Origin of the sequence: Nonomuraea terrae (assembly GCF_044465245.1) — a bacterium.
Taxonomy (GTDB): Bacteria; Actinomycetota; Actinomycetes; order Streptosporangiales; family Streptosporangiaceae; genus Nonomuraea; species Nonomuraea terrae.
This window is the reverse complement of record NZ_JBITLL010000006.1, coordinates 416,210-430,614: the sequence shown is the minus strand read 5'-3', so window position 1 is coordinate 430,614 and position 14,405 is coordinate 416,210. Positions and strand designations below refer to the sequence as shown.

The 14,405-nt window shown below is 71.9% G+C and carries 14 protein-coding genes; 7 read left to right on the top strand and 7 right to left on the bottom strand.

Annotated features, from left to right (window positions below; genetic code table 11):
• The first annotated feature begins 59 nt into the window (after positions 1–59).
• Positions 60–704, top strand: coding sequence for a GNAT family N-acetyltransferase (locus ACIBP6_RS31370; protein ID WP_397057451.1), 645 nt, complete (start codon positions 60–62; stop codon positions 702–704).
• 252 nt (positions 705–956) lie between these two features.
• The gene (locus tag ACIBP6_RS31365) at positions 957–3,977 is read left to right on the top strand and encodes an AfsR/SARP family transcriptional regulator (protein WP_397057450.1); all 3,021 of its coding nucleotides are present in this window, start codon (positions 957–959) and stop codon (positions 3,975–3,977) included.
• A gap of 290 nt (positions 3,978–4,267) precedes the next feature.
• Here ACIBP6_RS31365 and ACIBP6_RS31360 read toward each other — a convergent pair whose 3' ends face one another.
• Entirely contained in the window at positions 4,268–5,671 is a 1,404-nt protein-coding gene (locus tag ACIBP6_RS31360; protein WP_397057449.1) for a DUF7059 domain-containing protein, read from the bottom strand.
• Positions 5,672–5,812: 141 nt separating this feature from the next.
• Here ACIBP6_RS31360 and ACIBP6_RS31355 point away from each other — a divergent pair, with 141 nt between their 5' ends.
• Positions 5,813–6,115 (top strand): hypothetical protein, encoded by a 303-nt coding sequence (locus tag ACIBP6_RS31355; protein ID WP_397057448.1) that lies wholly within the window; start codon positions 5,813–5,815, stop codon positions 6,113–6,115.
• Between the two features lie 16 nt (positions 6,116–6,131).
• On the opposite strand, the gene ACIBP6_RS31350 is transcribed toward ACIBP6_RS31355, so the two are convergent.
• Both ACIBP6_RS31350 and ACIBP6_RS31345 read right to left on the bottom strand, forming a co-directional pair.
• Positions 6,132–6,728, bottom strand: a complete 597-nt coding sequence (locus ACIBP6_RS31350) for a TetR/AcrR family transcriptional regulator (protein WP_397057447.1) — start codon at positions 6,726–6,728, stop codon at positions 6,132–6,134.
• Complete coding sequence (locus ACIBP6_RS31345; RefSeq protein WP_397057446.1) at positions 6,725–7,234, bottom strand: GNAT family N-acetyltransferase; 510 nt, start codon at positions 7,232–7,234, stop codon at positions 6,725–6,727. The genes ACIBP6_RS31350 and ACIBP6_RS31345 overlap by 4 nt, the downstream gene beginning before the upstream one ends.
• 58 nt (positions 7,235–7,292) lie before the next feature.
• Between ACIBP6_RS31345 and ACIBP6_RS31340 the strand changes: the two genes are divergently transcribed.
• From ACIBP6_RS31340 to ACIBP6_RS31325, 4 genes are all read left to right on the top strand, one after another.
• Positions 7,293–7,760 carry a winged helix-turn-helix transcriptional regulator gene (locus ACIBP6_RS31340; RefSeq protein ID WP_132608548.1) on the top strand — a complete coding sequence of 156 codons (468 nt, stop codon included), beginning with the start codon at positions 7,293–7,295 and terminating at the stop codon, positions 7,758–7,760.
• 51 nt (positions 7,761–7,811) lie between these two features.
• On the top strand, positions 7,812–8,600 hold the full coding sequence (locus tag ACIBP6_RS31335; RefSeq protein ID WP_397057445.1) for an SURF1 family cytochrome oxidase biogenesis protein: 789 nt from the start codon (positions 7,812–7,814) through the stop codon (positions 8,598–8,600).
• Between the two features lie 37 nt (positions 8,601–8,637).
• Complete coding sequence (locus ACIBP6_RS31330; protein ID WP_397057444.1) at positions 8,638–9,354, top strand: tyrosine-protein phosphatase; 717 nt, start codon at positions 8,638–8,640, stop codon at positions 9,352–9,354.
• A gap of 155 nt (positions 9,355–9,509) precedes the next feature.
• Complete coding sequence (locus ACIBP6_RS31325; protein WP_397057443.1) at positions 9,510–10,706, top strand: amidohydrolase family protein; 1,197 nt, start codon at positions 9,510–9,512, stop codon at positions 10,704–10,706.
• On the opposite strand, the gene ACIBP6_RS31320 is transcribed toward ACIBP6_RS31325, so the two are convergent.
• From ACIBP6_RS31320 to ACIBP6_RS31305, 4 genes are all read right to left on the bottom strand, one after another.
• A complete protein-coding gene (locus ACIBP6_RS31320; protein WP_397057442.1) occupies positions 10,703–11,056 on the bottom strand; it encodes a YkvA family protein in 354 nt (117 codons plus the stop codon). The two genes, ACIBP6_RS31325 and ACIBP6_RS31320, sit on opposite strands and share 4 nt — an antisense overlap.
• A gap of 64 nt (positions 11,057–11,120) precedes the next feature.
• Positions 11,121–12,539, bottom strand: coding sequence for an amidase (locus ACIBP6_RS31315; RefSeq protein ID WP_397057441.1), 1,419 nt, complete (start codon positions 12,537–12,539; stop codon positions 11,121–11,123).
• 3 nt (positions 12,540–12,542) lie between these two features.
• Positions 12,543–13,502, bottom strand: a complete 960-nt coding sequence (locus tag ACIBP6_RS31310; RefSeq protein WP_397057440.1) for an LLM class F420-dependent oxidoreductase — start codon at positions 13,500–13,502, stop codon at positions 12,543–12,545.
• 64 nt (positions 13,503–13,566) lie between these two features.
• Positions 13,567–14,235 carry a TetR/AcrR family transcriptional regulator gene (locus ACIBP6_RS31305; protein ID WP_246074326.1) on the bottom strand — a complete coding sequence of 223 codons (669 nt, stop codon included), beginning with the start codon at positions 14,233–14,235 and terminating at the stop codon, positions 13,567–13,569.
• Between the last annotated feature and the right edge of the window lie 170 nt (positions 14,236–14,405).

Genomic DNA, 14,405 nt, shown 5'->3' with positions numbered 1-14,405 from the left:
GAAAAGATCTCCCGAACTGCATGGTTACGCGCACCCCCACCTCCCTCCATCATGTGCTCATGCCCGCACTCGTCACCCTGTCCGGGCGCTCCGTGCGCCTGGAACCTCTCAGCCTCGCGGCCGTCGATGACCTCGTCGCCGCGGCGAGTGAAGACCGCTCCACCTATGCCTTCACTCGGGTCCCGAATGGCCGGGACGAGGTGGTCTCCTACGTGGAGGCCGCCCTGGCTGAGCAGGCGGAGGGACGCGCTTTGCCCTTCGCCATCCGGTGGCTGAACACCGACCGCGTGGTCGGTGCCACCCGTCTCATGCACCTGGAGTACTGGCAGGGCCCCCTGCCCTGGCCGCCGGGTACCCGCGGTGCGGTGGGCGACATCCCGTCCGTGGCGGACATCGGTTACACCTGGCTGGGCGCGAGCGCCCAGGGCACGGGGGTCAACCGGGAGAGCAAGTTCCTGCTGCTCTCGCACGCCTTCGACACGTGGGACGTCCACCGCGTCACCCTGAAGGCAGACGTACGCAACACCAGATCCCGGGCCGCCATCCAGGCCCTCGGCGCACACTTCGACGGGGTGCGGCGAGCGGACAGCCGAGGCGCCGACAACACGGTCCGAGATACCGCGTTCTACTCGATCCTGAATCCCGAATGGCCGGCCGTGCGCGATCGGCTGGCCCTGCGGCTCGGACTGGTCGAGGCCGCCTGAGAAACGTCCACGAGGCCCCGCCCTGATTTCAGGGCGGGGCCGGTATTTTTTCCCGCCTTCGCGCGCTCTCCATGACACACGCCCCCGCGATGCGTGTCACTCCTTGCGACACCAGCATCCGAGGGCGGGCTCAACACCGGATCAACGGCGGATCAACGCTTAGATGAACGATCATCCGGCGATCTAGGTGACATGTAGTGATAGATCTATCATTTGGTAACAAATCGTTCCATTGGCTTGGAGACATACGGCATGGCTGGTCAGAGCGGTGAGGGCGGGCTGAAGTTCGCCGTGCTCGGTCCTGTCCGCGCGTGGCGAGACGGCCGGGAGCTCGACCTCGGCACCCCGCTGCAGCGCTCCATCCTCGGCATGCTGCTCCTGCGCCAAGGCCACGCGGTCACTCCCAACGAGATGATCGACGCGGTCTGGGGCGAGGAGGCCCCGCCGCGGGCCCTCGGCGCGCTGCGCACCTACGTCTCCAGGCTGCGCACGGTCCTCGAACCCGACCGGCCCGCGCGCTCGCGTCCCGAGCTGCTCACCTCCATCGGCCGCGGCTACGCGCTGCGCCTGCCCGACGACGCACTCGACCTGACCCGCTTCGAACACAGCGTCGCCGAGGCCGAATCCGCCAGAAAGTCCGGCCGGCTGGGCGAGGCCGCCCGGTGCCTGCGGGCCGCGCTCGCGCTCTTCGAGGGCGAGCCCCTGGCCGGCGCGGTCGGGCCGTACGCCGAGCACCAGCGCGACCGGCTGGTCGAGCGGCGCATCAGCGTCATCGAGACGCTCATGGACGTCGACCTGGAGCTGGGCAACCACGCCAAGGTCGTCTCCGAGCTGATCGCGCTGACCGCCGACCACCCGCTGCGCGAACGCCTGCGCGCCCAGCTCATGCTGGCCTACTACCGCTGCGGCCGGCAGGGCGACGCGCTCAACGTGTTCACCGAGACGCGTGAGGCCCTGATCGAGGAGCTCGGCATCGAGCCAGGCCCGGAGCTGAGCGCCCTGCACCAGCGCATCCTGACCGCCGACCCCACCCTCGCCGTCGCCGAGCAGCCCGCCGAGCAGGCCCTCGACGAGGAGGAGCAGCCGCCGCCCGCGCGCGAGCTGCCCCGCCCCGCCCAGCTGCCCGCCGCCGTCAGCGACTTCACCGGCCGCAAGGAGGTCGCGGTACGCCTGCGCACGCTGCTGTCGGGCGAGGGTGTGCCGCTGGTGGCGATCTCCGGCATCGGCGGCGTCGGCAAGACCGCGCTCGCCGTACACGTCGCCCACCTGCTCGACGAGGCCTTCCCCGACGGCCAGCTCTACGCCGACCTGCGCGGCTACAGCGACGAGGCCACCGCCCCCGAGTCGGCGCTCGGCGGCTTCCTGCGCGCGCTCGGCATCCCGCCCGATGTCATCCCCGAGGGGCTCGCCGAGCGCTCGGCTCTCTACCGCTCGATCCTGGCCGACCGGCGCATCCTCGTGCTGCTGGACAACGCCCACGACGCCGAGCAGGTCAGCCCGCTGCTGCCCGGCTCCGCCGGGTGCGCGGCCGTCGTGACCAGCCGCGTCAAGCTGGCCGACCTGCCGTCGGCGAGACTGGTCGACCTCGACGTGATGGAGCCGGACGAGGCCCTGTCGCTGTTCGCCGCGGTGGCCGGGGCCGAGCGCGTCTCGGCCGAGCACGGCGCGGCCATGGACGTGGTCGCCGCCTGCGGGTTCCTGCCGCTGGCGGTCCGCATCGTGGCCGCCAGGCTGGCCGCGCGGCCCTCGTGGACGGTCGCCTCGCTGGTGCCGCGGCTGGCCGACGAGCAGCGCCGCCTCGACGAGCTCAAGGTCGGCACCATGGCCGTCGAGGCCACGTTCGCCCTCGGCTACGGCCAGCTGGACCCCGCGCAGGCCCGCGCGTTCCGGCTGCTGTCGCTGCCCAACGGGCCCGACATCTCCGCGGGCGCGGCGGCGGCCGTGCTGTCGCTGAGCGCGTTCGAGGCCGAGGAGGTGCTGGAGTCGCTCGTGGACGCGAGCCTCCTGGAGGCCCCCGGGCCGGGCCGCTACCGCTTCCACGACCTGCTCAAACTGTTCGCCCGGCGGGTGCTCGACCGCACCGAACGCCCCCAGGCCAAGACGATGGCACTGCGCCGCCTGCTCGGCTTCTACCTGGCCTCCGCCCAGTCGGCGCACCGCCTGGCGTACGAGGGCAGCATGATCCCCGGCAACCTGGTGGTGGTCGGCAGCGGCCGGGCCTTCGACACCGCCGACGAGGCCGTCGCCTGGCTGCTGGCCGAGGGCGACTCGCTGTTCGCCGCCATCAACCAGGCCGCCGCCGCGGCGCGGGCCGCCGAGCAGCTGCTGCCCGCCGCCGACCTGCTGCTGGCCATGGAGCCGCTGCTGGAGTCCGGCACCCACACACGCGAGTTCGACCAGGGCACCCGCGCCGTGCTGGCCGCCGCCCGGCGGATCGGCGACCAGGCCGCCGAGCTGCGCGCCGGTTACGTGCTGGGCCGCGTGCTGTTCGCCGGCAACCGGCTCAAGGAGGCCGAGGAGCACTTCAGGACCGCGTACGAGCTGTCGCTGGCCCGCGGCGAGAAGATCGTCACCGGCGAGGCGCTGAACGCCCTGGCCGTCGTCGTCGGCCGGCAGCGCCGCCACACCGAGGCCCTGGCCCTGTTCGACGCGGCCATGGGCTACTACCGCGACAACCACGTGCCCGCGGGCGAGGCGCTGGTGCTCAGCTACTCCGCCCGCGAGCACCTGGGCCTCGGCCGCCCCGAGGACGCCATCGCCGCGGCGGAGAAGGGCCTGGCCGTCTTCACCGAGATCGGCAGCGGCGCGGGCACCGCCCGGGCCCGCTACCACCTCGGCATCGTCCTGTCGCGCGTCGGCCGGCTCACCGAGGCCGTCCACCACCACGCCGAGTGCCTGGCGTTCTTCCGGGCCAGCAAGCAGCGCGTCTGGGAGCAGCGGGTGTGCTCGCGGCTGGCCGAGACGTTCATCGCCGCCGAGCGCTACCCCGACGCCGTACGCCATGCCGAGCAGGCCCTCGTGGTCTCGCGCGAGATCGGCCACCCGTACGGCGAGGCGCTGTCGCTCACCGTGCTCGGCAAGGCGCTGCGCGGGCTCGGCAGCGGGACGAGGAGCCTCGACTGCCTACGGCAGGCCTTCGAGATCTTCTCCCGGCTCGGCGCTCCCGAGGCCGGCGACCTCAAGGTCCTGCTCGACGGCATCGCCACCGCCGACGACACCATCAGCGACAGCACCGTCGTCGAGCCCGTCGTCGAGCCCGTCGTCGAGGCCTGAGTAGAGCTCGTCGTCCAGACGTGTCATCCACACATGGTTGATCAAGGCTGTCCTTGGGGAGTCACCATGTCCCTCGCGTTTCCCTCGAGTTCCTGGTCGACGGTCGTCAGCCCGGCCGGCCATCCTTGCCGCCGCGCGTCACCAGGGGGCCCGGACATCCGGAAGCTCCGCGCGGCGGCTGGCCGCCTCACACAGACGACCGGCCGGACCTGACACGGCCCTCGAACCCCCCAGGGCTGTGCCGTCCCCACACCCTCCACCCGCCGAGTCAACGTCGAATCAACGCCGGATCAAAGCAGGAAGAATCCCTCGGCGATGAGCGGCCTGACCGCGTCGGCGTCGGCGATGTCACCGTCGCCCACCAACTCGGCGATCACGTTGAGCAAGGGGCCGAGCGCCAGCTGGCCGTCGCACACGCCCGCCAGCGCGGCCTCCACCGTGCCGACCTCGCGGCTGCGGCGCAGCCCCTGCGTCTGGCGGAGCACGATGCGGATCGGGTCCTCCGCGCCCGGCAGCCCGATGCGCTCGTCGAGCAGCCCGTCGGCGGTGCGCGGCAGCGCCGACTCCAGCCCGACCGTCCGGTGCGCGGTCGCGACGGCGTCGAGGACGGAGTCGACGTAGTCGCCGACCGGGAGCACGACCTGGTGGTCGAGGTGCTCGACACGGACGACCGGGTCGAGGGTCTCGGAGTTGCGCATGGTGATCCAGCCGAACCCGACGCCCTCGACCCGCTGCTCGTCGAACCAGGCCAGCCAGCGGTCGTAGTGTTCGGCGTAGGCGCGGGTGCCCTGCTCGGCGGCGTCCCTGAGCCACAGCTCGACGTATTCGGCCGGGTCCTGCACGTCGCGCTGGACGACCCAGGCGTCGCAGCCGGTCTCGCTCAGCCAGCCGCCCACCCGGTCGTGCCAGTCCTCGCCCTCGACGTGCAGCCAGTTGGCCAGGAAGTGGGCCTGGCCGCCGGGGGCGAGGTGGCCGGGAGTGCGCCGGATGAGGTCGCGGCAGAAGGCGTCGCCGTCGGCGCCCGTCTCGCGGTAGGTCAGCGTCCGCTCGCCGGGAGGCGCGACGACGAACGGCGGATTGCTCACGACGAGGTCGAACAGCTCACCCTCGACGGGTTCGTACATCGAGCCGGCGCGCGCGTCGACGCCTGTGACGCCGGACAGCGCCCAGCTCAGCCGGGCCAGCTCCAGGGCTCGCGGGTTGACGTCGGTGGCGACGATCTGCTCGGCGCGGCCGGCCAGGTGGAGCACCTGCACGCCGCAGCCCGTGCCGAGGTCGAGCGCGCGGTCCACGGGGCGGCGGGTGACGAGCTGGGCCAGGTTGGCCGAGGCGCCGCCGGCTCCCACGACATGGTCGGGGCGCAGCGCGGGGTCGCCGGGGCGTACTTTCCGGTCGGAGACGACGTAGCCGCCGGTCTCCCACGGCTGCAGATGCACGGTCGCGCTGACCTGGTCGCCGTCGGCCGTGACCAGCCCCGACTCCAGCACCTGCGGCGCCACGCCCTTGGCCGGCACCGGAACGCCCAGCCACCACAGCCGGATCAGCGTGGCCAGCGGGTCGTCGCCGGCGGTGGCGCGCAACGCCGGCACCAGCTCCTCACGGGCCAGCGCCGAGGCGGCCACGGCGCCGAGCCGCTCGCGTACGCCGTCGATCGTGTAACCGGCTTGGAGGAGATGATCACGCAGTCGTTCCACGAGTCCATCCTTTCACCGCCGAACCGTACGCATGATCCGATACCGGCAGTGCTCAGACTGGTACCGAAGAGTTCTGCAAGCGGGGAACAAGTCGCGCAGGATATCTCTAGTGAGGTCACCACGTCACACGAGGAGCGGATGATGCTGATCCCGTGCTTGGCATGCGAGTCCAGGTTCGGCCCCGACGAATACTTCAGCGCCTGCTCCGACTACAACCGCGGCCTGGATCTGGTGTCCTGGACGTGCCCCCACTGCGGCAACCGCGACGACCTGCGCGTGCTGCCCGGCGAACTGGGCTTCGGCTACCCCCACCGCGGCAGGTTCGACGTGCACGACCGGCTGCGCGTGCCCGGTCTGCGCAGGCACCGGGGCGACCTGCGGCTCGACATCTCGCTCGACCACGCGATGTGGCACGTTCCCAGCAGGGTCCGGCAACACATGTGAAGGCGCCGGGGCGAGATCAGGCGGGGGGCTGACGCAGGCTCTGCCAGGCCGCCTCGCCGAGGCCCTTGATCTCCTCCTCGGTGGGCGTGTGGGCGCCGGCGAACCACAGCCGGCACATCTCCTGCGCCGGGCCGAGCCAGAGGACGTAGCACATGGTGGCGTGGACGGGCTGGAGCAGGCCGTTCTTCATGTGCGGCCGCCACCAGTCGGAGACCTTCTTGAAGAAGCCGCGCCGCGCCTCGGCCACCTCGGCGCCGCCCGGCTCGTGCTTGCGCGGGGGCCGCTCGCTGATCAGCAGCCGGGCGCGCTCGGGATGCTCGCCCGCCCAGCGCATGTGGAAGGCCACCACGGCCTCGATGCCGGCGCGGGCGTCGTCGTGGCTCACCAGCTCGGCCAGGAAGGCTTCCTGGTAGGCGGTGAGAATCTCGGCGTACAGGACCCCGAAGACGTGCTCTTTGCTGGCGAAGTGGTGGTAGAAACTGCCGACGCTGACGCCGCTTTCTTCACGCAGGCTGGCCAGGGTGGTGGCGGAGACGCCGTCCTGGCTGAATCGGCGCAGGGCACCCTCGATGATGCGGGTCCGGCCGTCGCGTCCGTTCTTGACACTCTTCACACTGTCAATGGTGTGCCACCAGAACGTTGTTCCGCAAATGGATGGGCCGCGTCGATCATAGCGATGACTTCCACCGAACCGGAACTCACCGTCATTCGCGCGTCCGGCCAGCGCCTGCGGATGAGCCGGAGCACGCGCCGGTTCTCGCCCATGACGTCCATGCCCACGGTCTTCGCACCCCGGACGGACGCCCGCCGCAGCAGGGCGTCGATCAGCCGGCGGCCGACGCCGCGTCCCTGCCAGGCGTCGGTCACCACGACCGCGATCTCCACGTCGGCGCAGCCGCCCCGGTAGCTCATGGCGTGGCCGACGATCTCGCCGGCGTCGGTGGCGGCGACGATCGCGTCACGGCGCTCGTCCACGGCGAGCAGCCTCCCCGCCAGTCCCGGGACGGTGCCGCCGGTGAAGAACCGGAAGGTCTGCGTGCGCGGCGACAGCCCGGCGAGGAAGCGCTTGATCCGTTCCTCGTCGTCGGGACCGGCCGGACGCATCTGAGTTCGTTCCATGAACTCAGCCTGGACGCGCGATCTGAGTCTGTCAAATGAACTCAGGTATCATGGGGGGATGAACGTTCCCTTCCGGATGGCCGACTGCTCGATCGAGCGCACCCTGGGCATCGTCGGGGAGAAGTGGACCTTCCTCGTGCTGCGCGAGGCGTTCAAGGGCGTACGCAGGTTCGCCGACATGCAGGCCAACACCGGCGCCCCGCGCCAGGTGCTCAGCGCGCGGCTGGCCCGCCTGGTCGACGAGGGCCTGCTGCGCAAGGAGCCCTACCGCGAGCCTGGCCAGCGCCAGCGCGACGAATACCGGCTCACCGACAAGGGCCGCGACCTCTATCCCCTGCTGGTCTCCCTCATGCACTGGGGCGACAAGTACCTCGCAGGCGACGACGGGCCGCCCGTGCTGCTCACCCACCGCGACTGCGGCGCCCCCATCGAGCTGACCTTCCGCTGCGCCGACGGCCACGAGGTGGGCGGGCCGCGCGAGGTGACCGCCCTGCCCGGGGCAGGAGAGCGTCTCGAAAGCGCCTGAGCAGGGCGGTCGCGTACGAGGGCACCCCTGCCGGTGCCTACTCTGGAAGGCGTGTACCGGTTCCTGCTGACGCCCCGATGGCTCACCCTGCACGTCGTGGTGCTGCTGGTCATCCCCGCCTTCGTGCTGCTCGGGCAGTGGCAGTTCGGGCGCTTCGAGGAACGTTCGGCCAACAGCGAGCGGGTGACCGCCAACATCGAGGCGCCGCCCGTGCCGCTGGAGCGCCTGGCGGCCCCCGGGCGGCCGGTCCGGCAGGACGACCGGTTCAGGAAGGTCACGGTCGCCGGCACGTACGACCCGGCCCACGCCCTCGTCGTACGCCGCCGTCCCCAGGAGGGGCGCAACGGCTTCTACGTCCTCACCCCGCTGGTCACCGGCAACGGCACGGCAGTGATCGTCAACCGCGGGTGGGTGCCCGCCGGCCCCACCGCCGACGCCCCGCCCGAGGTGCCCCCGCCACCCGCCGGCCAGGTGACGGTGACGGGCCGGCTGCGGCCCAGCGAGACCGAGGAGTCCAGCGGCATCAGGGAGCGCTCGGGGCTGCCGCCCGGCCAGGTGCTGCTGATCGACGCCGACGCCATCGGCAAGGGGCTGCCGTACACCCTCGTGGGCGGTTACGTCGAGCTGACCGAGCAGCGGCCGGAGCCCGCCGCGGCGCCCGTGCCCGTGCCCGTGCCCGACGTCGGCGCGGGCGGCGGGCTCAACCTCGCCTACGGCATCCAGTGGTGGTTGTTCATCGGCATCGCCATCGGCGGGTGGATCATGCTGATCCGGCGCGAGGTGGCCGAGCGCAAGGCCGAGACCGCCGAGGCGCGGGAGCCGGAGACCGCCGCCAATTAGGGTGTGGGGGGTGATCCGCCACATTGAATTCGTCAGTATGTGCAATTTTCGCGACGTAGGTGGATATGCCGCCATGGACGGCCGCACCGTCCGGTGGCAGCGGCTCTACCGGGCCGACTCCCTCGGCTCGCTCGCCGACGACGACCTGACGGCCTTCCGGGCGCTGCGCGTCCGCAACGTCATCGACCTGCGTCACCCGTTCGAGGTCGACAAGCACGGGCGGGTGCCCGAGACCGAGGGCCAGCTCTACCACAACCTGCCGATCGAGGGGCGCCGCTGGGACATCGCCACCTACACCGAGCAGCTCGGCGTCGCCCGCTTCCTCGCCGACCGCTACCTGGAGGTCGCCGAGGACGGCGTCGGCAACCTCAGGACGGCCCTGGAGACCATCGCGCGGGCCGACAACGCGCCCGTGGTCGTCCACTGCGCCGCCGGCAAAGACCGTACGGGCATCCTCACCGCGCTCGTGCTGTCGCTGACCGGCGTGAGCCAGGACGACATCGTGGCGGACTACGCGCTCACCGGCCTGGCCACCGAGCGCTTCACCGCCGACTGGCGCCGCCGGCACGGCGACGCGGAGCTGTGGCCCGGCTTCGGCCTGGCGCCCGCCGACACCATGCGCTTCTTCCTCGCCGACCTCACCTCCCGGCACGGCTCCGTCGAGCGGTACGTCACCCAGGTGCTCGGGCTCTCCGCCGACGCGATCGCCGAACTGCGCGCGCATCTGCTGACTGAACCGGCCGCGAAAGGGTAGAAGGGCGCCCCGCGTGCAGCGGGCCCGGCGCTCCCGGGATCGCCCGTCGTCCCCCTCCCCGGCGGTCCCGGGTCGGGGCCTCCGGGAGGGCGCAGACACCGAACGGATACGCCGCAGCTTGTTCGACGTCGTGCCGCCGTCGTACGGTAACGTGCGTGACTACGCCGCTGCTCCCCGATCCTGACCCCAGGCGGCGCGACTATGTGATCATCTCCGCCGACGATCACCTGATCGAGCCGCCCGACCTGTTCGAGGGCCGCCTGCCGGAGAAATACGCCGAGGTCGCGCCCAAGGTCGTGGAGACGGAGGCCGGTCACCAGGTCTGGCGCTACGGCGGCGCCACGTACCCGTGCGCCGGCATCGACGTGGGCGCCGGGCTCCCTCGGGAGCAGTGGACGCTCGACCCCGTCCGGTTCGAGCAGATGCGCCCCGGCTGCCACGACATCGAGGCCCGCATCCACGACATGGACGTCGCCGGCATCTGGGCGGCGCTCTGCTTCCCCGGCATGCTGGCCGGCCAGGCCGGCATGCCGTTCGCCAGGACCCGCGACCAGGAGCTGGGCCTGGCCCTGGTCAGGGCGTGGAACGACTGGCACATCGACGTCTGGGCCGGCACCTACCCCGAGCGCATCATCGGCCTGCAGCTGCCCTGGCTGCCCGATCCCGACGTGGCGGCCAAGGAGATCCGCGCCAACGCCGCCCGGGGTTTCAAGGCCGTGGTGTTCCCCGAGTTCCCCACGCGCCTGCGGCTGCCCTCGATCCACTCCGGCCACTGGGACCCGTTCTTCGCCGCGTGCGAGGAGACCGGCACCGTCGTCTGCCTGCACACCGGCGACTCGTCCTGGTCGCCCGTGCCGTCGCCCGACACGCCCATCGAGGCGATCACCACGCTGATGCCCACGAGCGCCATGTTCGCCTGCGCCGACTGGCTCTGGTCGGGTCTGCCGCTGCGTTTCCCCGCGCTGCGCATCCTCATCGTCGAGGGCGGCGTGGGCTGGCTGCCCATGCTGGCCGAACGCGCCGACTACGCCCTCGACCACCCCGTCGCCGGGGAGGCCCAGTGGGAGGGCGGCCTGAAGCCCAGCGAGGTGCTGCGCCGCAACTTCTTCTTCGGCACCCTCGACGACCAGGCCCTGTCGGGCGTGCGGCTCGCGGTCGGGCTCGACCACGTGCTGCAGGAGAGCGGCTACCCTCACTCCGACTCGACCTGGCCCGACACGCAACAGGCGGTGGCGCGCAACCTCGGCGCGCTCCCGCCCGCCGACGTCGCCAGGGTCGCCTACGGCAACGCCGCCCGCCTCTTCGGCCACCCGCTGCCCTCGCGCGCCTGGCTGCTGCGAGAGGAGCTCTAGCCTTCCTGCTCCGCCACGCGGCCCGTGATGAGGCGGCGCTCGTGCTCGACGTAGCGGCCGCTCTCGCCGAGCAGCGAGGCCATCAGCCACAGGAAGACGCCGAAGTCGTCGGCCACGCCGATCAGCGCCAGGAAGTCGGGCACGACGTCGATCGGTGAGACCAGGTAGACCACGCCGAGCCCGATCAGAGTGAGCCTGCCCTTGCCCAGGCCGGCGTACTGGCCGCGCACGGCCGAGCCGATCATCCGGGGGATGGCCCGGACCCTCGTCATCAGTTTGGGCGATCCCGGCCTGGTCACCTCGCGGTACGTACGCCAGGCCGCCGCCGCCCGTGCTGCCTTCGCCATCATGCGAGACCTCCTACCCCCGGTTTTTCACGATATAACGCGTCCCGGGGGTCACGAGTTCCTTGCCTCAGCCGACGGCGGGATGCTCGAAGGGCGCGGCCTGTTCGAGCTGGGCGGCCACCCGCACCAGCAGGTCCTCCCTGCCGTAGGCGGCCACCAGCTGCACCCCCACCGGCAGCCCCGCCGCGTCCCTGTGCAGCGGCAGCGACACGGCAGGCTGCCCGGTGGCGTTGAACGGCGACGTGTACGCCACCGCCTGCCCCGTCCGCCCGAAGGCGAGGCTGAGGTCGTCGGACGGGATCCATCCCAGCGGGAACGGCGCCACCCCCAGCGAGGGCACCAGCAGCAGGTCGTGCCCGGCGCTCCACCAGGCGGCCATGCGCCGCCGGAAGCCGTCGATCCACTGCGTGGCCAGGATGTGCTCGGCCGCGCTCCGCCCGCGCGCCGAGGCGACCATGGCGGCGTTGCGCGGCTCGATCTCGTCCGGTTCGACGGGCTTGCCACGCAGCCGGCCCAGCATGGCGACCTGCGCGGCGACGTTGTTCGCCACGATCGCGCCGAAGTTCAGCGAGAAGTCCGGGTCGCCGAGCGCCTCGGGGCCGCCCGGCTCGACGTCGTGGCCCAGCGACTCCAGCAGCAGGGCGGCCCGCGTGACGGCCTCCGTCAGCACGGGCGTCTCGGGCATGTCGTCGCGGGGGTGCCCGGTGAGGAACCCGATCCGCAGCCGCCCCGGGTCGCGCCCCACCTCGCCGGCGAGCGGCCCGGGCAGCTCTGGAGCCCCGTACGGGTCGCCCGGACACGTGCCGGACACGACGTCGAGCGCCACCGCGCTGTCGCGCACGGTGCGGGTGACGAATCCCGGGCACGAGAAGCCGTTCCAGCCCTCGCCCTGCGCCGGTCCGAGGCTCACCCTGGCGCGCGTCGGTTTGAGCCCCACCAGGCCGCACAGCGACGCAGGGATGCGGATCGAGCCGCCGCCGTCGCTGGCCGTGGCGAGGGCGACCATCCCGGCGGCGACCGCCGCCGCGGAGCCGCCGCTGGACCCGCCCGCCGAGTACGCCGGATCGTACGGGTTCCGCGTGGCCCCGAAGGCGGCCGGCTCCGTGGTGATGGTGCTGCCGAACTCGGGCGTGTTCGTCCGCCCGAGGACGACGAACCCGGCCTCGCGCAACCGCACGACGCCGTAGCCGTCGGGCGCGTCCGCCCGCCCGTCGGTCACCCGCGACCCCGCGTGGTACGGCTCCCCGGCCTGCCGCCAGCCGAGGTCCTTGAGCAGGATCGGCACCCCGCGGAACGGCGCCTGCGCCGGGATCGCGTCGATCTCGGCGAGCGCCCGCTCGAAACGCCGGTGGACGACCGCGTTCAGCTCTCCGTCGAGGGCCTCGATCCGCGCGATGGCGGCCTCGGCCGGCTCCCGGGCCGAGACTTGGCCGTCCCTGACCGCCTGGGCCTGCCCGGCCGCGTCCAGCCTCAGCAACTCGTCCATGGCCTACCTTTCCGGAGCCAGCTCGCGAACCGCCTGGTCGATGGAGATCTCGCCGCCGGGCAGCGGGGCGAGGACGGGGGTGTCGAGCCCGTTGTCGACGTACTCCTGGATCCTGGCGCGGCAGGCGGCGGCGTCGCCGTGCACGATGAGGGCGTCGACCACCTCGTCGGAGATCGCCTTGAGCGCGGCCCGCCGGTCGCCGGCCGCCCACGCCTCGTGCATCGGGCGCAGCTCCTCGCCGCGGCCCAGCCAGTCGTGGAAGGCGGCGTACACCGGGACGGTCAGGTAGCCGGCCAGCATCCGCCGGCCCATCTCGCGCACCTGGTCGGCGTTGTCGTTCACGCAGACGAACAGGCGGGCGATCAGCTCGGTGTCCTGGCCGATCTCGGCGCGGACCTTGCGGACGTCCTCGGGCGAGAGCCAGTTCGTGATCGCGCCGTCGGCCTCGGCGGCGGCCAGGCGCAACATCCGGGGGCGCAGCGCGGCCAGCACGATCTTCGGCGGCGTCTTCGGCGCCCGCTCCAGCCTGAACCCCTGGACGGAGAACGTCTCGTACGTCTCCGTGACCTTCTCCCCCGCCAGCGCCTTCTTCAGGAAGCGCAGCGTGTCACGCGTGCGCGCGTACGGCTTGTCGAACGTGCCCGCGTTCCACTTCTCCACGATCGCCGGCGAGGACGCGCCGATGCCCAGCGTGAACCGCCCCGGCGCGAGGTCGGCCAGTGTGGCCGCGGACATCGCCAGCAGCCCGGGGCCGCGCGTCGAGACGGGCACGATGGCGCTGCCCAGCCGTACGCCCGGTGCCCAGTGGGCGGCCAGGGCCAGCGGGGTGAAGCCGTCGACGCCGTTGACCTCCGCCGACCACGCGTCGGTGTAGCCGAGACCCGGCAACTCGGCGATCAGCTCCTGCGAGCTCGCCAGCGAGCGGTCGTAGAAGGGGATGGTCATGCCCCAGTTCTGCGTCATGCAACGGCCTCCACGTCCTCACGGGCTGAACGCGACCACCGTACCAACCGCTCGGTATGTTCCCCTAGGCCCGCAGCTCGTGGACCGCGGCGATGAAGTCCTTCGTGATCCCCCGCAGGCCCGGCAGGTGAGACAGCCCGACCAGCCGGTCCACCAGCGGCACCGTGACCTCGATCAGCCGGTACGTTCGCGCGCACCCCGGCGAGGTGTCGTGCACCCAGAACAGCACCATGCCCATGGACAGCAGCCACAGCAGCTCGGGCAGCTCCTCGCGCAGCTCGGCGTTCATGCGGTCGCGCGAGCCCTCCACGACCTCGCGGTAGATCGCGACGGACGCCTCCCGCGCCGGCGACGACTGCTTGCTGAACGGGCTCAGCGGGTTCGTCGGCTCGGCGGCGTGCTTGAAGAACTTCACGGCGAACTCGTGGTAGGGCTCCGAGACGCGCACCCACTCGCGCAGCACCCCGCTCAGCCTGGCCGCGAACGACTCCTCCGTGGCCAGGAACTCCCGGCAGGCGGCCTCGTGCTCGACCACCGCCCGGTCGTAGTACGCCTGGATCAACGCCTCCTTGCCGGCGAAGTAGTAGTAGGCGTTGCCCACGGAGACCCCGGCCTCGGCGGCGATGGCGCGCATGGTGGTCGCTTCGAAGCCGCGCTCCCGGAAAAGCCGCAACGCCGTCTCGACGATGACCTCTCGGGTGCTCTCCGATCCACGGTTTCGGGCTTCGGACACGTTCGTCACTTTACGTCGTGAAACGGCGAAGGTCATGGAGCCGCACGGTGATCGCCGACTGAAGGCAAAGTTGCGCCCGCAGCATGAGTTATCTCCTGTGAATGGTGGGATTGTCGTTTCAGGCGGAAGGGCTATTTCCGCGAAAAGGCATCGACATGTGGATACGTGGA